The sequence below is a fragment of the Enterobacter cloacae complex sp. IR5458 genome (assembly GCF_049238025.1).
In the GTDB taxonomy this organism is placed as follows: domain Bacteria; phylum Pseudomonadota; class Gammaproteobacteria; order Enterobacterales; family Enterobacteriaceae; genus Enterobacter; species Enterobacter kobei.
This window is the reverse complement of record NZ_JBMKIF010000005.1, coordinates 75,933-97,270: the sequence shown is the minus strand read 5'-3', so window position 1 is coordinate 97,270 and position 21,338 is coordinate 75,933. Positions and strand designations below refer to the sequence as shown.

Annotated in this window: 20 protein-coding genes; 9 read left to right on the top strand and 11 right to left on the bottom strand. The window is 52.8% G+C overall.

Translation table 11 applies throughout. From position 1 onward, the window contains the following. Positions 1–40: 40 nt before the first annotated feature. Both ACOTYN_RS05765 and queC read left to right on the top strand, forming a co-directional pair. A complete protein-coding gene (locus ACOTYN_RS05765; protein WP_045269158.1) occupies positions 41–1,741 on the top strand; it encodes an SgrR family transcriptional regulator in 1,701 nt (566 codons plus the stop codon). 66 nt (positions 1,742–1,807) lie between these two features. After that, a complete protein-coding gene (gene queC / locus ACOTYN_RS05760; protein ID WP_023332238.1) occupies positions 1,808–2,503 on the top strand; it encodes a 7-cyano-7-deazaguanine synthase QueC in 696 nt (231 codons plus the stop codon). A gap of 2 nt (positions 2,504–2,505) precedes the next feature. Here queC and ACOTYN_RS05755 read toward each other — a convergent pair whose 3' ends face one another. From ACOTYN_RS05755 to bolA, 11 genes are all read right to left on the bottom strand, one after another. After that, positions 2,506–2,835: an addiction module antidote protein gene (locus ACOTYN_RS05755; protein WP_023332237.1), complete on the bottom strand. Its 330-nt coding sequence runs from the start codon at positions 2,833–2,835 to the stop codon at positions 2,506–2,508. Between the two features lie 4 nt (positions 2,836–2,839). After that, positions 2,840–3,175, bottom strand: coding sequence for a type II toxin-antitoxin system RelE/ParE family toxin (locus tag ACOTYN_RS05750; RefSeq protein WP_071922535.1), 336 nt, complete (start codon positions 3,173–3,175; stop codon positions 2,840–2,842). A 48-nt stretch (positions 3,176–3,223) separates the two neighbouring features. Next, on the bottom strand, positions 3,224–3,622 hold the full coding sequence (locus tag ACOTYN_RS05745; RefSeq protein ID WP_014882778.1) for a YbgC/FadM family acyl-CoA thioesterase: 399 nt from the start codon (positions 3,620–3,622) through the stop codon (positions 3,224–3,226). Positions 3,623–3,721: 99 nt separating this feature from the next. Next, positions 3,722–4,102: a helix-hairpin-helix domain-containing protein gene (locus ACOTYN_RS05740; RefSeq protein ID WP_071922536.1), complete on the bottom strand. Its 381-nt coding sequence runs from the start codon at positions 4,100–4,102 to the stop codon at positions 3,722–3,724. A gap of 148 nt (positions 4,103–4,250) precedes the next feature. Next, entirely contained in the window at positions 4,251–6,122 is a 1,872-nt protein-coding gene (ppiD, locus tag ACOTYN_RS05735; RefSeq protein ID WP_023332234.1) for a peptidylprolyl isomerase, read from the bottom strand. A gap of 212 nt (positions 6,123–6,334) precedes the next feature. After that, positions 6,335–6,607, bottom strand: a complete 273-nt coding sequence (gene hupB, locus ACOTYN_RS05730) for a nucleoid-associated protein HU-beta (protein WP_002444653.1) — start codon at positions 6,605–6,607, stop codon at positions 6,335–6,337. Between the two features lie 210 nt (positions 6,608–6,817). Continuing rightward, positions 6,818–9,172 (bottom strand): endopeptidase La, encoded by a 2,355-nt coding sequence (gene lon / locus ACOTYN_RS05725; RefSeq protein WP_014882775.1) that lies wholly within the window; start codon positions 9,170–9,172, stop codon positions 6,818–6,820. A gap of 183 nt (positions 9,173–9,355) precedes the next feature. Continuing rightward, the gene (gene clpX, locus ACOTYN_RS05720) at positions 9,356–10,630 is read right to left on the bottom strand and encodes an ATP-dependent protease ATP-binding subunit ClpX (protein WP_014882774.1); all 1,275 of its coding nucleotides are present in this window, start codon (positions 10,628–10,630) and stop codon (positions 9,356–9,358) included. Positions 10,631–10,756: 126 nt separating this feature from the next. Further along, positions 10,757–11,380: an ATP-dependent Clp endopeptidase proteolytic subunit ClpP gene (clpP, locus tag ACOTYN_RS05715; protein WP_014069126.1), complete on the bottom strand. Its 624-nt coding sequence runs from the start codon at positions 11,378–11,380 to the stop codon at positions 10,757–10,759. A 260-nt stretch (positions 11,381–11,640) separates the two neighbouring features. After that, complete coding sequence (gene tig, locus ACOTYN_RS05710) at positions 11,641–12,939, bottom strand: trigger factor (protein WP_071922537.1); 1,299 nt, start codon at positions 12,937–12,939, stop codon at positions 11,641–11,643. 330 nt (positions 12,940–13,269) lie between these two features. Then, positions 13,270–13,587 (bottom strand): transcriptional regulator BolA, encoded by a 318-nt coding sequence (gene bolA / locus ACOTYN_RS05705; protein ID WP_013095855.1) that lies wholly within the window; start codon positions 13,585–13,587, stop codon positions 13,270–13,272. A 305-nt stretch (positions 13,588–13,892) separates the two neighbouring features. On the opposite strand from bolA, the gene ACOTYN_RS05700 reads away from it, so the two are divergent. From ACOTYN_RS05700 to cyoE, 7 genes are all read left to right on the top strand, one after another. Beyond that, entirely contained in the window at positions 13,893–14,471 is a 579-nt protein-coding gene (locus ACOTYN_RS05700; RefSeq protein ID WP_014882772.1) for a lipoprotein, read from the top strand. Between the two features lie 45 nt (positions 14,472–14,516). Then, the gene (ampG, locus tag ACOTYN_RS05695) at positions 14,517–15,992 is read left to right on the top strand and encodes a muropeptide MFS transporter AmpG (RefSeq protein WP_047624466.1); all 1,476 of its coding nucleotides are present in this window, start codon (positions 14,517–14,519) and stop codon (positions 15,990–15,992) included. Between the two features lie 478 nt (positions 15,993–16,470). Next, positions 16,471–17,418, top strand: coding sequence for a cytochrome o ubiquinol oxidase subunit II (cyoA, locus tag ACOTYN_RS05690; RefSeq protein WP_014882770.1), 948 nt, complete (start codon positions 16,471–16,473; stop codon positions 17,416–17,418). A 16-nt stretch (positions 17,419–17,434) separates the two neighbouring features. After that, on the top strand, positions 17,435–19,426 hold the full coding sequence (cyoB, locus tag ACOTYN_RS05685) for a cytochrome o ubiquinol oxidase subunit I (RefSeq protein WP_071922538.1): 1,992 nt from the start codon (positions 17,435–17,437) through the stop codon (positions 19,424–19,426). Further along, the gene (locus tag ACOTYN_RS05680; protein WP_008503324.1) at positions 19,416–20,030 is read left to right on the top strand and encodes a cytochrome o ubiquinol oxidase subunit III; all 615 of its coding nucleotides are present in this window, start codon (positions 19,416–19,418) and stop codon (positions 20,028–20,030) included. The genes cyoB and ACOTYN_RS05680 overlap by 11 nt, the downstream gene beginning before the upstream one ends. Next, a complete protein-coding gene (locus tag ACOTYN_RS05675; RefSeq protein WP_006176899.1) occupies positions 20,030–20,356 on the top strand; it encodes a cytochrome o ubiquinol oxidase subunit IV in 327 nt (108 codons plus the stop codon). Before ACOTYN_RS05680 ends, ACOTYN_RS05675 begins: the two co-directional genes overlap by 1 nt. Before the next feature lie 11 nt (positions 20,357–20,367). Then, positions 20,368–21,255: a heme o synthase gene (cyoE, locus tag ACOTYN_RS05670; protein WP_014882769.1), complete on the top strand. Its 888-nt coding sequence runs from the start codon at positions 20,368–20,370 to the stop codon at positions 21,253–21,255. The last annotated feature ends 83 nt before the right edge of the window (positions 21,256–21,338 follow it).

Below are 21,338 nucleotides of genomic sequence, written 5' to 3'. Positions count from 1 at the left end.
AGTAATAGTGAATAGATGATAATTATTGTTCCGGGTTTCTATGCGTCAGCTTAACCGTCTTAACCAGTATCACCGTTTATGGCAGCCGTCCGAAGGTGCGACGCAGCAGGTCACTATCAGCGAACTGGCAGCCCGCTGTTTTTGTAGCGAGCGGCATGTCCGAACGCTGCTGCGTCAGGCTCAGGAGGCGGGCTGGCTGAGCTGGCGCGCGCAGTCTGGTCGCGGCAAGCGCGGCGAACTGACGTTCCATGCCACCCCTGAGTCGCTGCGCAATATGATGATGGAAGAAGCGCTGAAGAGCGGACAGCAGCATAACGCGCTGGAGCTGGCCCAGCTTGCGCCTGACGAGCTGCGTTCGTTACTGCATCCGTTTTTGGGTGGGCAATGGCAAAACGACACGCCGACGCTGCGCATCCCCTACTATCGCTCGCTGGAACCCCTTCAGCCGGGTTTTTTACCGGGCCGGGCCGAGCAACATCTGGCAGGACAGGTGTTCTCAGGCTTGACGCGATTTAACGGTAACAGCAGTGAACCCACCGGCGATCTGGCGCATCACTGGGAGGTCTCTGCTGACGGGCTGCGCTGGCATTTCTATATTCGCTCCACGCTGCACTGGCATGACGGCGATAAAATAGAAACGGCGCAACTCCAGCGAAGCCTGACGGCGTTGTTAGCGCAGCCCATTATGCGCACGCTTTTTCAGAGCGTCTTGTCTGTCGAAACCACACATCCGCAATGTCTGACGTTTGTTTTACATCAACCGGACTACTGGCTGGCGCACAGGCTGGCAACCTACTGTAGCCGTCTGGCGCATCCCGATCGCCCGGTCGTCGGCAGTGGTCCCTTCCGGCTGACTCTCTTTGAGCCCGACCTGGTACGCCTGGAAAGCCATGAGCAGTACCACCTGAGTCATCCGCTGCTTAAGGCCATCGAGTACTGGATCACTCCCCAGCTTTTTGATTACAGGCTGGGTACCAGCTGTCGCCACCCGGTGCAAATCGCCATTGGCGAGGCCGATGAGCTCGAAAGCCTGCGGCTGGTGAGCAGCAGCACCAGCCTGGGCTTCTGTTATCTCACGCTGAAACAGAGCGCGCGGCTGAGTGAGATCCAGGCAAAGCGGTTGATTAATATCATTCATCTCTCCAGGCTTCTGCACACGCTTCCGCTCAATGAAGGGCTCATCACGCCAACTCATGAACTGCTTCCCGGCTGGACAATCCCGGAATGGCCTGATTTAACGGACATTGCCCTCCCTGAGGCGTTGACGCTGGTTTATCATCTGCCCGTTGAGCTTCATACCATGGCCAGCCAGTTGAAGGAGTACCTCGCCCTGCAGGGTTGTGAATTGACCGTCATCTTTCACGACGCGAAGACGTGGGATGGATGCCAGCAGCTTGCCGATGCAGACATCATGATGGGAGATAAGCTGATTGGCGAAGCGCCAGCGTATACGCTTGAGCAGTGGCTCCGCTGTGATGCGCTTTGGCCGCATGTGTTAAGCGCACCGGCTTACGCCCATTTGCAAGCCACGCTGGATGCGGTGCAGGCCCAAGCCGAGTCCCGGGACCGACACGCGGGGCTGCAAGCCATTTTCAGCCGCTTAATGGAGGATGCGGTGTTGACGCCGCTCTTTAATTATCAGTATCAAATCAGCGCGCCGCCAGGCGTAAACGGGATACGCCTTAACACCCGCGGCTGGTTTGATTTTACCGAAGCCTGGCTGCCTGCCCCCAAATCGTGAAGAAGCTGGTCGCCGCCGTAGCCAGGCGGTAACATAACGTTTTTACCGTAACTGTTGAGATGATTTATGAAACGTGCCGTCGTCGTGTTCAGCGGAGGACAAGACTCTACTACTTGCCTGGTTCAGGCCCTTCATCAGTATGATGAAGTTCACTGTGTGACCTTCGATTATGGTCAGCGCCACCGCGCTGAAATCGACGTTGCCCGTGAACTGGCCCTCAAACTGGGGGCACGCGCGCACAAGGTGCTGGACGTTACGCTGTTAAATGAACTGGCTGTCAGTAGCCTCACCCGCGACAGCATTCCTGTACCGGATTATGAACCCGATGCCAGCGGCATTCCGAATACCTTCGTACCGGGCCGCAATATTCTGTTTCTGACCCTGACGGCGATCTACGCCTACCAGGTGAAAGCCGAAGCGGTAATCACCGGCGTATGCGAAACAGACTTCTCCGGCTACCCTGACTGCCGTGACGAATTCGTGAAAGCATTAAACCACGCCGTCAATCTGGGCATGGCGAAAGAGACGCGCTTTGAGACGCCGTTGATGTGGCTGGATAAAGCCGAAACCTGGGCCCTGGCGGACTACTGGGGCAAGCTGGATCTGGTTCGCAGTGAAACCCTCACCTGCTATAACGGCATCAAAGGCGACGGTTGCGGCCAGTGCGCGGCCTGTAATCTTCGCGCTAACGGGCTGAACCACTATCTGGCCGATAAAGTTGGCGTGATGGCCGCAATGAAGCAAAAGACCGGGCTTAAATAACGCTACTTAACCGTGCTGTCGAACAGTTTTACGCCGGCAGCACGGGTCACTTTCATTAGCGTCGTCAGCGTTGGGTTGCCGTTGTCAGATAAGGTTCGGTATAACTGTTGGCGGGACAGACCGGATTTGGCGGAGATTTCACCTATGCCACCTCGGGCTTCGATGACCTGACGGAGTGCAATGAGATAGGCAGGGATCCCCTGGTCTTCATAGATCTCCTCCAGGGCTGTTTGCAGATAAAGCTGAGCACAGGAGGGATCCTCCCGCAGCATTTTCACAACAGCATCATGGTGACTAACAGAACTTGAATATTTTCGTTCAGCGGCACTCATCTGATTATCCTTTTGATTGATGATCGTTCCAGAAGTCTATCGCCAGTTGAATATCTGCTTTCTGGCTCTTTTTGTCACCACCCACAAGTAACAATAAAACCTGCCGATTTTCTACCGCAAAATAGATCCTGTAGCCGGGACCACTGTCGATGCGCATCTCCCAGATACCTTCCCTGAGATATCTGTAATCGCCAAAATTACGTTTTATCGCACGGTTAACCCGTACAAGGATCCGGAAAACAACATCCGGATCCTTTCGCTTCATCTTCGCTACCCACTCCTCAAATGGCACTTTTCCGTCACGGGTACGGTAGCGTTCAACAACGTAGTCCCTGTCCATGATTCTATCCCTGGAAAAACGTTTTGTCTTTTATAAAAGACAAAATTTCTAAACGATCATCAGCTCCAGCTTCTCCCGCAACGCCCCTTCCAGCGGCAGAGCCTTCTGGGTTTTCAGATCGATACAGACAAAGGTGATCAGTGCATCAGCCACCACCTGCCCTTCAGGATCGAGCGTCACCACCTGGCTTAATACACCACTCTTGCCGTTGAGCTGTTGCACCTGACTGGTCACCGTGAGTACATCACCCAGCACGGCCGGGCGGCGGTAGTTGATGTTGATATTGACGACCACGAACGCGATGTTATGCGCGGTCAACCACTGAAAGCTTTCGCTGTTTTCCAGCCCGTCCCAGCGCGCTTCTTCAAGGAACTCAAGATAGCGGGCGTTGTTAACGTGCTGGTAAACATCAAGGTGGTAACCGCGTACTTTGATTTTTGTCTGCATAGCGCAATAGCCTTTACTGTTGTTATAGGATCAGAGGTCATAACTGGTATGACCTCTTTATCCTGGCAAATTATCGCCGCAGTGCAAGTAATTGTGAGATTACAACGTCAGGTGTGAGAGGTTACGCTCCACCAGCGCGCTGCCCATGCCCGGCACCTGTTTGAGGTCGTCAACAGTTTTGAAAGGACCATACTCTTCGCGGTAGCTGACGATGGCCTGTGCTTTTTTCAGGCCGACACCGTTCATTGCGCGGGCGAGATCTTCCGCAGAGGCCGAATTGATACTGACCCGCGTACCGTCATCATCCGCCGTTTTACCGGCATCAGCCGCTTTGGATTGCCCTTGCACTGACGCTGAGGCGTCAGACTTGCTCTGCACCGTCTGTGCTTTGGCAGCGGGCGTCGAGGCCAGCGCGCTCGTGGTCATCCCGGTGGTGGCAATAGCCAGCGCAATTAACAGTGATTTGATTCCACATTTCATGCTGTTTTCTCCTTGTTTGTTGACAGCCACGTCACGATAGCCGCCCGGAAAAACAGCTACAAACAGCAGATTGCAGAAATGGAAAAGGCCGCGAAAGCGGCCTTTAGTTTTTGCAGAGCGTTACGAAAATCTGCGAGCAGAGACGTAATTATTGCTGCTGAGTCATCACATCGCCCAGCTTGATTTTGGCATCTTTACGCAGGTTGCTCATCATGGCTTCGAAAGCAATCTGAGCATTGTTCTGGGTAATGCCCTGAACCATCGCCTTCTTCTGCGCTTCTGGCAGGGTACCGGCTTTTACTTCGTCCAGCGCCAGCAGAACAACGTTACCCTGCATATCGGTGGTGGTGCCGAAGCTTGGTTTGTCCTTCGCAGGCAGAGTCAGGCCAAACGCAGCCTGGCTGATGGGGTCCTGACCGGTACGGCTCAGCGTTTTCGCTTCACCGAAGCTCAGGCCTGCCGCTTTCAGCGCATCGTCTTTGCCCGCTTTCAGATCAGCCAGAATCTTCTCAGCATCCAGTTTCGCCTGCTGTTCCGCTTTGTTGTGCTTAACCTGAGCGGCAACCTGATCCTTCACTTCTGCCAGCGGTTTGACCGCTTCCGGCTTGTGCTCGCTGACGCGCAGCACGAACGCACGGTCACCGTCGACGGTAATGATGTCAGAGTTGCTGCCTGGCGTGCCGTTCTCGCCCACCAGACCACCGTTAAAGATGGCGTCTGAAACCGGTTTAAAGTTCAGCTCTTCCGGCAGGTTATCACGACCAAACCAGCCCGTCTCAACCGCTTTCACCCCAGCAGCCTGCTCTGCACCCGCCAGCGATTCGTTGTCGTTGCTGGCGGCATCGCTCACCTTCTGTTGAAGTGCGTAGTAGGCATCCAGCGCTTTTTCCTGTTTCACTTTCGCCGCGATATCATCACGAACGTCAGCCAGCGGCTTGGTTTTCGCCGCGGTGATGTCGTCCAGACGCGCGACCAGGAAACCAACGGAAGACTTAATGACACCAGAAAGCTGGCCTTTCTCTTTCAGACCCGCATTTTTCAGTTCGTCCGGCGTGGTTGCGTCTTCCAGCCAACCCATATCACCGCCGTTTTTGGCAGAGATAATATCGGTGGATTTTGCTTTCGCGAGGGTGGCGAAATCAGCCCCTTTATTCAGCTCATCCAGTACCGCTTTGGCGTCAGCCTCGGTTTTAGTCTGAATCACGCTGTAGCGGTTACGCTGCGGCTGAGTGAACTGATCCTGATGCTGATCGTAGTAAGACTGAATTTCTGTATCAGACGCCGTTTCCTGCAGCCCGGCAGCATCCAGCTTGATGTAGCTCACGCGGAACTGCTCTGGAGAAACGAAGGTATTTTTGTTCTGCTCGTACCAGGCGTTCAGTTCCGCGTCGCTGACCTGCTGTTTGGCCGCCAGGGCGTTAACATCAATGGTCGCTTCACGGACAACGCGCTGCTGCGCCACCAGCGCGGCCAGCTCTTCCGTCTCACCTTTGAGCATGAAATCGGTGCCCACAACGGCGTTGATAAGCTGCTGAGTGGTCAGTTGGTTACGCAACGCCTGAGCGTATTGGTCAGCCGTCATACCCATCTGGTTGACGATGCTATTGTAACGTGCGTTGTCGAATTTACCGTTTGACTGGAAGGCCTGAGTGGCGAAGATCGCTTTTTTCACCTGCTCATCGCTGATGCCAAGACCCAGCTTTTTGGCATACTGATCCAGCAACGCTTCGTCGATAAGACGGTTCAGCGTCTGTTGGCGCAGGGTCTTCATATACCCTTCATTCGCCGCCAGTTCAGAGAATTGGTCGCCCAGCTGTTGCTGCATACGGTTACGTTCACCGGCAAAAGCATTCTCGAACTGACCACGGCTGATCTCCTGGCCATTCACTTTTGCGGCATAGTTCGCGCCACCGCCAATAAGGTAACTGCTCACGCCGGTCAATATGAACGACACGATAATGATACCGAAAATAATCTTGAGCACGAGACTGTTAGCAGCCGTGCGTAAGCTGTCCATCATGGTGTAACAACACTCCGCTGTAGGTGACTGGTTACCTGACGCTGACGGAAAATCCTGCCCGTCGCGCGTAAAGGCGTATTGTGACAAGAAAACGGGGCGATTGTCAGCCCACAACTCGCATAAACTCGCACAAATCAGGTCTGGACAAACAAAAAAGGCACATCAAATGATGCGCCCTTGTACTTTCCGGCTTCCCTGAAACGGGAAAGCAATCAATTTACTGCGTCTTTCAGCGCTTTACCTGCACGGAAACCCGGCACTTTAGCAGCAGCAATGGTGATCTCTTTACCGGTCTGAGGGTTGCGGCCAGTACGGGCAGCACGCTCTTTAACAGCAAAAGTACCGAAGCCTACCAGTGCAACGTCGTCTCCAGCCTGCAGAGATTCAGTAACAGAAGCAATTAATGCATCTAACGCACGTCCAGCTGCAGCTTTAGAAATATCAGCACCAGCAGCAATTTTGTCAATCAGTTGAGATTTATTCACTGTTCTCTTCCTCTCTTTATAATTTATATCGCGCCTGAGTCCTTCACAACGCGACCGCGCAGCAGTTATATCAGGCCTGCCATGACCTTACAACACCCGTTGTTGATGGCTGACCTAATCAGCAATCTAAATTAGCTATACAAAAAAAGGCTGGCAAGTGCGAAATGCCTTACCAGCCTTGTTTTTATTGACGCTCTTTGCGCGAGGTCACTATTTTGCGGTTACAACCTGCATTCCGGACGGTTCATTCTGCAATGCGAGAGTAAGAACTTCCTCAATTCGCTTAACAGGATGAATCTGCAGATCGGCAATTACGTTGTCCGGAATCTCTTCCAGATCGCGTTTATTCTCGTAAGGAATCAATACGGTTTTGATCCCACCACGGTGTGCCGCCAGCAGTTTTTCTTTTAACCCGCCGATAGGCAGAACCTGACCACGCAGGGTGATTTCACCGGTCATTGCCACATCAGCGCGTACCGGGTTGCCTGTCAGACAGGAGACCAGCGCCGTACACATGGCAATACCCGCGCTTGGACCATCTTTCGGCGTCGCCCCTTCCGGGACGTGAACGTGGATGTCGCGTTTTTCGTAGAAATCCGGGTTAATCCCCAGTTTTTCCGCGCGCGCGCGCACCACGGTCAGCGCCGCCTGAATGGACTCCTGCATCACTTCACCCAGCGAGCCGGTGTAGGTCAGCTTGCCTTTACCCGGTACACAGGCGGTTTCGATGGTCAGCAGATCGCCGCCCACTTCCGTCCATGCCAGACCGGTCACCTGGCCTACGCGGTTTTCATTATCCGCACGGCCATAGTCAAAGCGCTGAACGCCCAGGTAGGCATGCAGATTGTCGCCGTTGATCACAATGTGTTTCAGGCTCTTATCCAGCAGCAGCTGTTTCACCGCCTTGCGGCACAGTTTAGAGATTTCACGCTCAAGGCTACGCACGCCCGCTTCACGGGTGTAATAGCGAATGATGCCGATAATCGCGCTGTCCTCGACGGTCAGCTCGTTGGCTTTCAGTGCGTTACGCTCAATCTGTTTCGGCAGCAGGTGCTGTTTCGCGATATTCAGCTTCTCGTCTTCGGTGTAACCGGAGAGGCGGATCACTTCCATACGGTCCAGCAGCGGGGCCGGAATGTTCATGGAGTTGGAGGTTGCCACGAACATCACATCGCTCAGGTCGTAGTCCACTTCCAGGTAGTGATCGCTGAACGCCACGTTCTGTTCTGGATCAAGTACTTCCAGTAGCGCAGAGGCCGGATCGCCACGCATGTCCGAAGACATTTTGTCGATCTCATCAAGCAGGAACAGCGGGTTTTTAACGCCCACTTTCGCCATTTTCTGGATCAGTTTACCCGGCATAGAACCGATGTAGGTACGACGGTGACCGCGGATTTCCGCTTCATCGCGAACGCCACCCAGCGCCATACGGATATACTTACGTCCGGTCGCTTTGGCGATGGACTGTCCCAGAGAGGTTTTACCCACCCCCGGCGGTCCTACCAGACACAGAATTGGGCCTTTGATTTTGTTTACACGGCTTTGTACCGCGAGGTACTCAAGAATGCGGTCTTTCACGCGTTCCAGGCCGTAGTGGTCGGTATCCAGGATCTCCTGCGCCTGACGCAGGTCTTTTTTGACCTTGCTGCGGGCGTTCCACGGAACCTGCACCATCCACTCAATGTAGCCGCGTACGACGGTTGCTTCAGCCGACATTGGAGACATCATTTTCAGCTTCTGCAATTCTGCTTCGGCTTTCTCTTTCGCCTCTTTCGGCATCTTCGCCGCGTCGATTTTACGCTTCAGCGCTTCGTTTTCGTCCGGCGCGTCGTCCATCTCGCCGAGCTCTTTCTGAATCGCTTTCATTTGCTCATTCAGATAGTACTCACGCTGAGATTTCTCCATCTGCTTTTTGACGCGGTTGCGAATACGTTTCTCAACCTGCAGCAGATCGATTTCAGACTCCATCATCGCCATCAGGTATTCCAGACGTTCGTTAACGTCGGACATTTCCAGCACGGACTGTTTGTCAGCCAGCTTCAGCGGCATGTGTGCTGCGATGGTGTCCGCCAGACGCGCAGGATCGTCGATGCTGTTCAGCGACGTCAGCACTTCTGGTGGGATTTTTTTATTCAGCTTGATATAGCCTTCAAACTGGCTAATTGCGGTGCGCACCAGCACTTCCTGCTCGCGCTCATCAAGCTCAGGCGAATCAAGGTACTCTGCCTTGGCAGAGAAGTGTTCGCCGTCATCTGACAGAGTGGTAATACGCGCACGCTGCAGCCCTTCGACCAGCACCTTCACGGTGCCGTCAGGCAGCTTCAGCATCTGCAAAATAGAGGCCACGGTCCCGACGGTGAAAAGATCGTTTACACCCGGCTCATCCGTCGATGCTTCTTTCTGTGCCACCAGCATGATTTTTTTATCATGATCCATGGCGGCTTCGAGGCAACGGATAGATTTTTCCCGCCCTACAAACAAGGGTATGACCATGTGCGGATAAACCACCACATCGCGCAACGGCAATACGGGGATTTCAATGCGTTCAGAACGCTCAGGATTCATAGAGCTCTCTCTTAGTTTAGTGTCCGCCAGGTAAGCTGGTCATGTCACTGTACTTCACATAACCATTAACATGTATCCAGTATATGGGGATGTTTCCCACACATTCAACGCTATGAATACGGAAAAAGTAAAGGGGAGATAAAATCCCCCCTTTTTAATTAACTGCTTGTATGATTTGGTGAATTATTCGCCAGATGCCTGCTGGGCTTCCGGTTTACCGTAAATCAGCAGCGGCTTGGTTTGGCCGCTGATTACGGACTCGTCGATAACCACTTTCTCAACATCTTCCATCGACGGCAGATCGTACATGGTGTCGAGCAGCGCCGCTTCAACGATTGAACGCAGACCACGCGCACCGGTTTTACGGATCATCGCTTTCTTAGCAATCGCATCAAGCGCTTCGTCACGGAATTCCAGGTCAACCCCTTCCAGATTGAACAGCGCCTGGTACTGCTTGGTCAGCGCATTTTTCGGCTCTTTCAGGATCTGAATCAGCGCCTCTTCACTCAGCTCATTCAGCGTTGCCACAACGGGCAGACGGCCAATGAACTCAGGAATCAGACCGAATTTGATCAGATCTTCAGGTTCAACCTGCGAAAGCAGTTCGCCTTCGTTCGGTTTTTCGGACGAGGCTTTTACCGTTGCGCCGAAACCAATGCCGGAGCCGGTTTCAACACGGTGGGAAATGACTTTATCCAGACCGGCAAACGCACCGCCACAGATGAACAGGATCTTGGAAGTATCAACCTGCAGGAACTCCTGCTGAGGATGCTTACGCCCCCCCTGCGGTGGAACGGCGGCAACCGTACCTTCGATCAGCTTCAGCAGCGCCTGCTGCACGCCTTCACCCGACACGTCGCGGGTGATGGACGGGTTGTCTGATTTACGGGAGATCTTGTCGATCTCATCAATATAAACAATGCCGCGCTGTGCTTTCTGTACGTCGTAATCGCACTTCTGCAGCAGTTTCTGAATGATGTTCTCAACGTCTTCACCCACATAACCGGCTTCGGTCAGGGTGGTGGCATCGGCCATGGTAAACGGAACATCCAGCAGGCGCGCCAGGGTTTCCGCCAGCAACGTTTTACCGGAACCCGTCGGTCCGATCAGCAGGATGTTACTTTTACCCAGTTCTACGCCATTACTGGTATCGCCGTTACGCAGACGTTTGTAGTGGTTATATACCGCTACCGCCAGCACTTTCTTCGCCTGCTCTTGTCCGATGACATAGTCGTCAAGGTGATGACGAATTTCATGCGGCGTTGGCAATGCGCTACGCTCACGGTGCGGCGCAACTTCTTTAATCTCTTCGCGAATGATGTCGTTACATAAATCAACACATTCGTCGCAGATATACACGGACGGCCCGGCAATCAGTTTACGCACTTCATGCTGGCTTTTGCCGCAAAAAGAGCAGTACAGCAGTTTGCCCGAACCATCTTTGCGTTTATCTGTCATGAGTCCAAACCTCTTTTTAAGTTCTTTGTGCCGCACATGACGACGCAAATGCCATTCTAAGACGCGTACTGCTTAAAGCAGCGTGCCGCCCTACCTTAGTATAGCGGCACACTCGCGTCGCGGGCATCAATTACGATGGGTCAATACGGAGTCGACTAAGCCGTACTCAACTGCCTCTGGAGCAGAGAGGAAGCGATCGCGCTCGGTATCGCGCTCGATCTGCTCGAGAGATTGACCTGTATGCTGCGCCATAAGTTCATTCATGCGCGCTTTTACTTTCAGAATTTCGCGGGCGTGGATTTCGATATCCGTCGCCTGCCCCTGGTAACCACCCAGCGGCTGGTGAATCATCACACGGGAGTTAGGCAGGCAGAAACGCTTACCTTTCGCCCCTGCGGTTAACAGGAAGGCACCCATGGATGCAGCCTGACCCATACAGATCGTGCTGACATCTGGCTTGATGAATTGCATGGTGTCATAAATGGACATACCCGCCGTAATCACACCGCCTGGCGAGTTGATGTACAGGTAAATGTCTTTTTCCGGGTTTTCCGCTTCCAGGAACAGCATCTGCGCTACGATCAGGTTAGCCATATGGTCTTCTACCTGGCCGGTCAGAAAGATAACGCGTTCCTTGAGCAGACGGGAATAGATATCGAAAGAACGCTCACCACGTGAGGTCTGTTCAATAACCATTGGCACCAGCGCCATATGGGGTGCAAAGTTATCTCGTTCGCCACTGTATGACATTTCCGTCTCCTGGTTCAAAATTGAAAACACCTGCTGTACTGATTGTAACCTTATGGACGGATTATCAGCCAGTCTCAATCATCGTGATTACATACTTATGGGGTTCGCCACGCCCTATTTCAAGCATAACAACCTTTTGTTGTAACGCTAACACTGAAAGGGCGTTTTAGCACCCTTCCAGGACTAAAGCTGCGATAAAAAAAACCCGTCGCCGGAGGGCAACGGGTTTTTTGGTCAAACTTTAAACCGTTAGGGCGTTATTACGCCTGCTGGTTCATCAGTTCGTTGAAAGAGGTCGCTTTTTCGGTCACTTTCGCTTTCGCCAGAACCGCTTCAACAGCCTGCTCTTCCAGTGCGACGTTGCGCATGTTGTCCATCAGCTCTTTGTTCTTACCGTAGAACTCGATCACTTCTGATGGATCTTCGTATGCGGAAGCCATCTCTTCGATCAGGCCTTTCACGCGCTCTTCGTCAGCTTTCAGCTCGTGGGTACGAATAACTTCGCCCAGCAGCAGGCCAACAACAACGCGACGTTTCGCTTGCTCTTCAAACAGCTCGCGTGGCAGTTCCATCGCTTGCTGCTGGTTGCCACCGAAACGCTGTGCAGCCTGACGGCGCAGCACGTCGATTTCGCTGTCGATCAGGGCTGCTGGAACGTCGATGTCGTTCGCTTTCACCAGACCTTCAATCGCCTGAGATTTCACACGGTTACGCACAGCACCGTTCAGCTCGCGCTCCATGTTTTTACGCACTTCGGTACGCAGGCCAGCAACTGAACCATCTTCCACGCCGAAACGCTTGATGAATTCTTCAGTCAGTTCTGGCAGTTCGCGCTCTTCCACTTTCTTCAGGTTGATCACGAACTTCGCTGCTTTACCTTTCAGGTTTTCAGCGTGGTATTCTTCAGGGAAGGTCACGTCAATAGTGAACTCTTCGCCAGCCTTGTGGCCTTTGATACCGTCTTCGAAGCCTGGGATCATACGACCCTGGCCCATTGCCAGTACGAAGTCAGACGCTTTGCCGCCTTCGAACTCTTCGCCGTCAACAGAACCGGTGAAGTCGATGGTCACACGGTCTTCCGCGTCAACAGCGCCTTCTTTATCTTTCCAGTTCGCCTGCTGCTTACGCAGGGTGTCCAGCATGCCGTCAACATCTTCGTCAGTCACGGAGACAATCGGTTTTTCAACTTCGATAGATTCCAGACCTTTCAGCTCAACTTCCGGGTACACTTCGAACTCTACGGAGTAAGTGAAGTCTTCGCCCAGTTTGTATTCGCCTGGAACGTAGTTTGGCGCGCCGGCCGGATTGATTTTTTCTTTGATGATCGCATCAATAAAGTTGCGGCTCATCAGTTCACCCAGCACATCCTGACGCACAGAGGCGCCATAACGCTGAGCAACAACATTCATTGGAACTTTGCCCTTACGGAAGCCGTCAATACGTACTTTTTTTGCTACGTTGACCAGCTCGCTTTTCACAGCAGTTTCGATGCTGTCAGCAGCGATAGTAATCGTTACACGGCGGCCAAGGCCTTGAGTGGTTTCAACTGAAACTTGCATCTTGTTACCTCAAAAAAATCACAGTGCTCGGTCAACTCTGAATCTGTCTGTTATACCGGGATGCTCTCTTAGTGCAGATTCACATTCCCTGTCGCCAGAATCATCCCGAAGACATTCAATAAGACGCGGCATTATAGCGGCATCACTTAGGTGAGTCGAGAACGGTTGGGGCATGTTGCTGCGGCTTTTTTCACACTTTAAGGCTATTTTTAGCCTTAAAATCGCTCCATCCGCTCAAAACTCAGACAAAACAAAACGGCCCGGAGGCCGTTTTGAGGAAATCTGTAAGCAACATACTGGAAAAGCTCCAGCCGTTGCAAATCCGATTTATCAGGCGATGGTGCCTGCACCGCGACACGGCGGTGATGCGAAAACCGTATCCTGCAAGCCTTCCCATTCCTTAATGGTGTAGGTATGCAGTGCCAGCGCATGCACGGTGGTGGAGAGTTCTTCCGTCAAGGTGCTGTAGATCAAGCGGTGTCGGTTCAGGAAACGTTCTCCCGTGAAGCGATCGCTAACCAGAACCACTTTAAAGTGGCTTTCAGAACCTGCCGGCACGTTATGACGATAGCTCTCGTCGACGACTTCGAGGAACACAGGGTTGAACGCTGCCCTTAATTTATCTTCTATCTGCTCACGTATCATCATGAAATTACTCCTCCGACAACGCCAGGATGTCACCCATCCCTTTAAATGTTAGCCGCTTTTACCGTTTCCATTACACCTTGACAACAAATATTTAGCTTTCGTCTGATTTTCTCATTCAAACGAATGAAGTTCACTGCGAGACTCATACCTTTCATCATTCGCGAGAGGGGAAATTGGGTAAGCTGGTCAGTTTTCGGACAAGGCGATGAATTTACATGCGTTGACCACTTCCCCTCGCCGTTGGCGATGTTATGATGACGGCAATTTTTCTCTTTATATGCTTACGATTCGTTGAGAACCCGAAAATGTTAAAAAAACTCTTCTTTCCGTTGGTAGCCCTTTTTATGCTGGCAGGCTGTGCAACCCCGCCTACCACCATTGATGTCTCACCAAAAATTACGCTGCCTCAGCAGGATCCAAGCCTGATGGGCGTCACCGTGAGCATTAACGGTGCCGATCAGCGTCAGGACCAGGCTCTGGCAAAAGTGACCCGCGATAACCAGCAGGTAACCCTGACCGCGTCCCGCGACCTGCGTTTCCTGCTGCAGGAAGTGCTCGAGAAGCAAATGACCGCTCGCGGCTATATGATTGGCCCAAGCGGTGCGGTTGATCTGCAGATCATCGTTAACAACCTGTACGCAGACGTGTCTCAGGGCAACGTGCGTTACAACATCGCGACCAAAGCGGATATCGCCATCATTGCTACCGCGAAAAACGGTAATAAGATGACCAAAAACTACCGTGCGAGCTACTCTGTCGAAGGCGCGTTCCAGGCATCGAATAAAAATATTGCTGATGCGGTTAACAGCGTGCTGACGGATACCATTTCCGACATGGCGCAGGACACCAGCATCCACGACTTCATCAAGCAGAACGCACGTTAATCCTGCCGACTGACCCGGTGCTTCACCGGGTCAGTTCATAAGAACATGTCCAGCCATTACTTACGCATTTTCCAGCAACCGAAATCAGCGATTCTGCTGATCCTCGGCTTTGCCTCGGGCTTACCTCTCGCGCTCACCTCCGGCACGCTTCAGGCGTGGATGACGGTCGAGAATATCGATCTCAAAACCATCGGTTTCTTCTCGCTCGTCGGTCAGGCCTATGTCTTTAAGTTCCTGTGGTCTCCGGTCATGGATCGCTACACGCCACCTTTCCTGGGACGTCGTCGCGGCTGGTTAGTGATGACGCAAGTCTTGCTGCTGCTGGCCATTGCGGCGATGGGTTTTCTTGAGCCGACCACACAGCTTCGCTGGATGGCCGCGCTTGCGGTCGTGATTGCCTTCTGTTCCGCCTCCCAGGATATTGTCTTTGACGCCTGGAAGACGGACGTTTTGCCTGCGGAAGAGCGCGGCGCCGGTGCCGCAATCAGCGTGCTGGGCTATCGCCTCGGGATGCTGGTCTCCGGGGGACTGGCACTGTGGCTGGCTGACCGTTACCTCGGCTGGCAGGGTATGTACTGGCTGATGGCCGCCCTGCTTATCCCGTGCATTATCGCGACGATCTTTGCTCCCGAACCGAGCGATGTCATTCCGGTCCCCCGCTCGCTGGAGCAGGCCGTGGCCGAACCGCTGCGCGACTTTTTTGGTCGCAACAATGCCTGGCTGATCTTGCTGCTCATCGTCCTTTATAAGCTGGGGGATGCGTTCGCCATGAGCCTGACCACCACCTTCCTGATACGCGGTGTCGGTTTTGATGCCGGTGAAGTGGGTGTGGTAAACAAAACGCTGGGACTGTTTGCGACGATTATGGGCGCGCTGTATGGCGGCGTGCTGATGCAGCGCCTGACCCTGTTTCGCGCGCTGCTGATTTTCGGCATCCTTCAGGGAGCCTCTAACGCGGGCTACTGGCTGCTGTCGATTACCGACAAACATATGATCAGCATGGCCGCGGCGGTGTTCTTCGAGAACCTCTGCGGCGGCATGGGCACCGCGGCATTTGTTGCCCTGTTGATGACGCTTTGCAATAAATCATTTTCCGCTACGCAGTTTGCGCTGCTCTCGGCGCTCTCTGCCGTGGGTCGCGTGTACGTTGGACCGATTGCGGGCTGGTTCGTGGAAGCCCACGGCTGGCCAACGTTTTATCTCTTCTCTGTCGTGGCTGCCGTGCCGGGAATTTTATTGCTGCTGGTCTGCCGTCAGACGCTGGAATATACGCAGCGGACCGAACACTTTATGCCGCGCACCGAATATCATACCGCCTACCGTTTTGCGTTACGTCTGTTAATGGTGGGCTGCGTTGCTCTGGCACTCTGGCTTGTGGTGCTGATTATTAACGCCAGCACGTCACTGGCACTCCCGTTCGAAGCGCTTCTGCTGGACGCTGGCGCCCTGCTGGCTATTGCCGGGATCCTGACCGGGGGTCTGCTCGATTTCATGGCGTTGCGTAAAACGCAGATGACCTGAAGAAAAATGCGAAAGGTTATTTCCCGTTGTAATCACTAACCGAAATTATAACGGCGAAATAGCCAGCGGCCCCCCAAAAAAATATTTGTTGTTTTGTGCGGGATAGGATTTGGAAATTATTGGCTCCAGTTCCAAAACGCTATTTTTCATAAAACGATTCAGCATCCGATAGTTTGATTTTTCGTTTTTTAGATGTCTTTTTATTGATAATTAATTGTTAATTTTTTGTTTATTTTTAACAATGGTTATACCAATTGCCCCTTTTAGGGTATGCTTGGGGGTCCTTTCGTTATAAAGCCCACGCCATGCGGCTTCTGTCATAAAAACCGACATAATTTGCAACACTTGTGACACGTGCGGCAGAACCCGGTAACACCTTCCTGACACAGGCCTAATGATGTTTACAGTAATGTAACCTTCCCGTAAAATGCCCGCACACTTTAAACGCCACCAGACTCCGTGGAATTGAGGTCGTTAAATGAGACTCGGGAAATACAATAAAAGTTTGGGATGGTTGTCATTATTCGCGGGCACTGTATTACTCAGTGGCTGCGATTCTGCACTACTAGACCCCAAAGGACAGATTGGACTGGAACAACGTTCACTGATACTGACGGCTTTTGGCCTGATGTTGATTGTGGTTATTCCTGCCATTTTGATGGCTGTTGGTTTCGCCTGGAAGTATCGTGCGAGCAATAAAGATGCGAAGTATAGCCCTAACTGGTCACACTCCAATAAAGTGGAAGCTGTGGTCTGGACGGTACCTATTCTGATCATCCTGTTCCTTGCCGTACTGACCTGGAAAACCACTCACGCACTTGAGCCAAGCAAACCACTGGTTCACGATGAGAAACCTATTACCATTGAAGTGGTCTCCATGGACTGGAAATGGTTCTTCATCTATCCAGAGCAGGGTATTGCTACCGTGAATGAAATCGCCTTCCCGGCGAACACTCCGGTTCAGTTCAAAGTGACCTCCAACTCCGTAATGAACTCCTTCTTCATCCCACGTCTGGGTAGCCAGATCTACGCGATGGCCGGTATGCAGACTAACCTGCATCTGATCGCGAATGAAGCAGGCACCTATGATGGTATCTCCGCCAGCTATAGCGGCCCGGGCTTCTCAGGTATGAAGTTCAAAGCTATTGCAACGCCAGACCGTGCCGCTTTCGACCAGTGGGTTGAAAAAGCGAAGCAGTCTCCAAACACCATGTCTGACATGGCGGCGTTCGAAAAAGTGGCTGCACCTAGCGAATACAACAAGGTGGAGTACTTCTCTAATGTGAAACCTGATTTGTTCAAAGATGTCATTGGCAAATTTATGGATCACGGCAAGAGCATGGACATGACCCAGCCTGAAGGCGAGCACAGCGCGCATGAAGGTATGGAAGGCATGGACATGAGCCACGCGGAAACCGCTCACTAAGGGGCCGAGGAAGAAAATGTTCGGAAAATTGACACTGGATGCAGTGCCCTACCATGAACCGATTATCGTGGTTACGGTGGCTGCAATTATCATTGGTGGCGCGGCCTTACTGGCCCTGATCACTTACTTCGGTAAGTGGAGCTACCTGTGGAACGAGTGGCTGACTTCGGTTGACCACAAAAAACTCGGTATCATGTACTGCATCGTCGGTATCGTCATGTTAATTCGTGGCTTTGCGGATGCGATCATGATGCGTAGCCAGCAGGCACTCGCTTCTGCGGGTGAAGCCGGCTTCCTGCCGCCGCACCACTACGATCAGATCTTTACCGCTCACGGCGTTATCATGATCTTCTTCGTAGCGATGCCGCTGGTTATCGGTCTGATGAACGTGGTCGTTCCGCTGCAAATCGGCGCGCGCGACGTGGCGTTCCCGTTCCTGAACAACCTGAGCTTCTGGTTCACGGTTGTCGGCGTTATCCTGGTTAACCTGTCACTGGGTGTGGGCGAATTCGCGCAGACCGGCTGGCTGGCATACCCGCCGCTATCAGGAATTGAGTACAGTCCGGGCGTTGGCGTTGACTACTGGATCTGGGCGCTTCAGCTCTCCGGTGTCGGTACCACCCTGACCGGTATCAACTTCTTCGTGACCATTATCAAGATGCGTGCCCCTGGCATGACCATGTTCAAGATGCCGGTATTTACCTGGGCATCTCTGTGCGCCAACATCCTGATTATTGCCTCTTTCCCAATTCTGACCGTCACCATCGCGCTGCTGACCCTGGACCGCTACCTGGGCACCCATTTCTTCACGAATGATATGGGTGGCAACATGATGATGTACATCAACCTGATTTGGGCCTGGGGTCACCCGGAAGTGTACATCCTGGTTCTGCCTGTCTTCGGTGTGTTCTCCGAAATCGCAGCAACCTTCTCGCGTAAACGTCTGTTTGGTTACACCTCTCTGGTGTGGGCAACCGTGTGTATTACCGTTCTGTCGTTCATCGTTTGGCTGCACCACTTCTTCACCATGGGTGCGGGCGCGAACGTAAACGCCTTCTTCGGTATCACCACCATGATTATCGCCATCCCGACCGGGGTGAAGATCTTCAACTGGCTGTTCACCATGTACCAGGGCCGTATCGTGTTCCACTCAGCGATGCTGTGGACCATCGGCTTCATCGTGACCTTCTCCGTAGGTGGGATGACCGGTGTACTGCTGGCGGTACCAGGTGCTGACTTCGTTCTGCACAACAGTCTGTTCCTGATTGCGCACTTCCATAACGTTATCATCGGTGGCGTGGTCTTCGGCTGCTTCGCGGGCGTAACCTACTGGTGGCCAAAAGCGTTCGGCTTCACGCTGAACGAGAAATGGGGTAAACGCGCGTTCTGGTTCTGGATCATCGGCTTCTTCGTGGCATTTATGCCGCTGTACGTGCTGGGCTTCATGGGTATGACCCGTCGTCTGAGCCAGCAGATCGATCCGCAGTTCCACCCAATGCTGATGGTTGCAGCGGGCGGTGCGGTGCTGATTGCCTGCGGTATCGCGTCTCAGCTGATTCAGTTCTACGTGTCTATTCGCGACCGCGATCAGAACCGTGACCTGACCGGTGACCCATGGGGTGGCCGTACGTTGGAGTGGGCGACCTCTTCTCCACCGCCTTTCTATAACTTTGCCATCGTGCCGCAGGTTCATGAACGTGACGCATTCTGGGAAATGAAAGAAAAAGGTGAAGCGTACAAGCAACCTGCTCATTACGAAAAGATCCATATGCCGAAAAACAGCGGTGCGGGCATTGTCATTGCCGCCTTCGCTACGGTATTTGGTTTCGCAATGATCTGGCACATCTGGTGGATGGCGATTGTTGGCTTCGCTGGCATCGTAATCAGCTGGATTGTGAAGAGCTTTGACGAGGACGTGGACTACTACGTACCAGTCCGTGAAGTTGAAAAGCTGGAAAATCAGCATTTCGACGAGATTTCTAAAGCGGGGCTGAAAAATGGCAACTGATACTCTGGCGCACTCAACTGCCCACGCGCATGAACATGCGCACCACGATACAGGACCGACCAAAGTCTTCGGTTTCTGGATCTACCTGATGAGCGACTGCATTCTGTTCTGCTGTCTGTTCGCGACCTATGCCGTTCTGGTGAACGGCACAGCGGGCGGCCCGACCGGCAAGGACATCTTTGAACTGCCGTTCGTTCTGGTTGAAACCGCACTGCTGTTATTCAGCTCTATCACCTACGGCATGGCGGCTATCGCCATGTACAAAAACAACAAGAGCCAGGTTGTCTCCTGGCTGGCGTTGACCTGGCTGTTTGGTGCTGGATTTATCGGGATGGAAATCTATGAATTCCATCACCTGATTATGGAAGGCTTTGGTCCGGATCGCAGTGGCTTCCTGTCCGCGTTCTTCGCGCTGGTCGGTACCCACGGTCTGCACGTGACCTCGGGTCTGATCTGGATGGCAGTACTGATGTTCCAGATCTCCCGTCGCGGCCTGACCAGCACTAACCGTACCCGTATCCTGTGCCTGAGCCTGTTCTGGCACTTCCTGGACGTGGTGTGGATCTGTGTGTTCTCTGTTGTCTATCTGATGGGGGCGATGTAATGAGTCATTCTAACGATCATGGCGCTTCCCATGGCAGCGTAAAAACCTACATGACAGGTTTCATCCTGTCGATCATCCTGACGGTGATCCCGTTCTGGATGGTGATGAGCGGTTCTGCGTCTAAACCGGTTATCCTGGGAGCAATCCTGGTGACCGCGGTGATTCAGATTCTGGTGCATCTGGTTTGCTTCCTGCACATGAACACCAAGTCCGATGAAGGCTGGAACATGACGGCCTTTATCTTTACCGTGATTATCATCGCTATCCTGGTAGTCGGTTCCATCTGGATTATGTGGAACCTCAACTACAACATGATGGTTCACTAAGAGCGGCGAGTATGTTTAAGCAATACCTGCAAGTAACGAAACCAGGCATCATCTTTGGCAACCTGATCTCCGTGATCGGAGGGTTCCTGCTGGCCTCTAAAGGCAGCATTGATTACGCCCTCTTTATTTACACGCTGGTCGGTGTGTCACTGGTTGTTGCGTCCGGTTGTGTATTTAACAACTACATCGACATGGATATCGACAAGAAGATGGAAAGGACCAAAAATCGGGTGCTGGTGAAAGGCCTGATCGCCCCTTCCGTCTCGCTGGTGTACGCCACCTTGCTGGGTATTGCTGGCTTTATGCTGCTGTGGTTTGGTGCTAACCCACTGGCCTGCTGGCTAGGGGTGATGGGGTTCGTGGTCTATGTGGGCGTCTACAGCCTGTATATGAAACGTCACTCCGTCTACGGCACGCTGATTGGTTCTCTCTCCGGCGCTGCGCCGCCGGTGATTGGCTACTGCGCCGTCACGAACGAGTTCGACAGCGGTGCGCTGATCCTGCTGGCTATCTTTAGCCTGTGGCAGATGCCGCACTCCTATGCCATCGCGATTTTCCGCTTTAAGGATTATCAGGCAGCGAACATCCCGGTTCTGCCGGTCGTGAAGGGCATTTCTGTTGCCAAGAACCACATCACGCTTTACATCATCGCCTTTGCCGTGGCAACGCTGATGCTCTCTCTGGGTGGTTACGCCGGGTATAAATATCTGGCGGTAGCGGCTGCGGTGAGCGTCTGGTGGCTTGGCATGGCGCTGCGCGGATACAAAGTGGAAGATGACAAAGTCTGGGCACGTAAGCTGTTTGTGTTCTCCATTGTCGCCATCACTTCTCTGTCCGTGATGATGTCCGTGGATTTCATGGTGCCAGATTCGCACAACCTGCTGACTTACGTCTGGTAAGCGACAACAGGTTAATAAAAGGGTGCTTCGGCACCCTTTTTTATTCACAAAATCAATTAATAACGCATGTAATATTTGTTAAA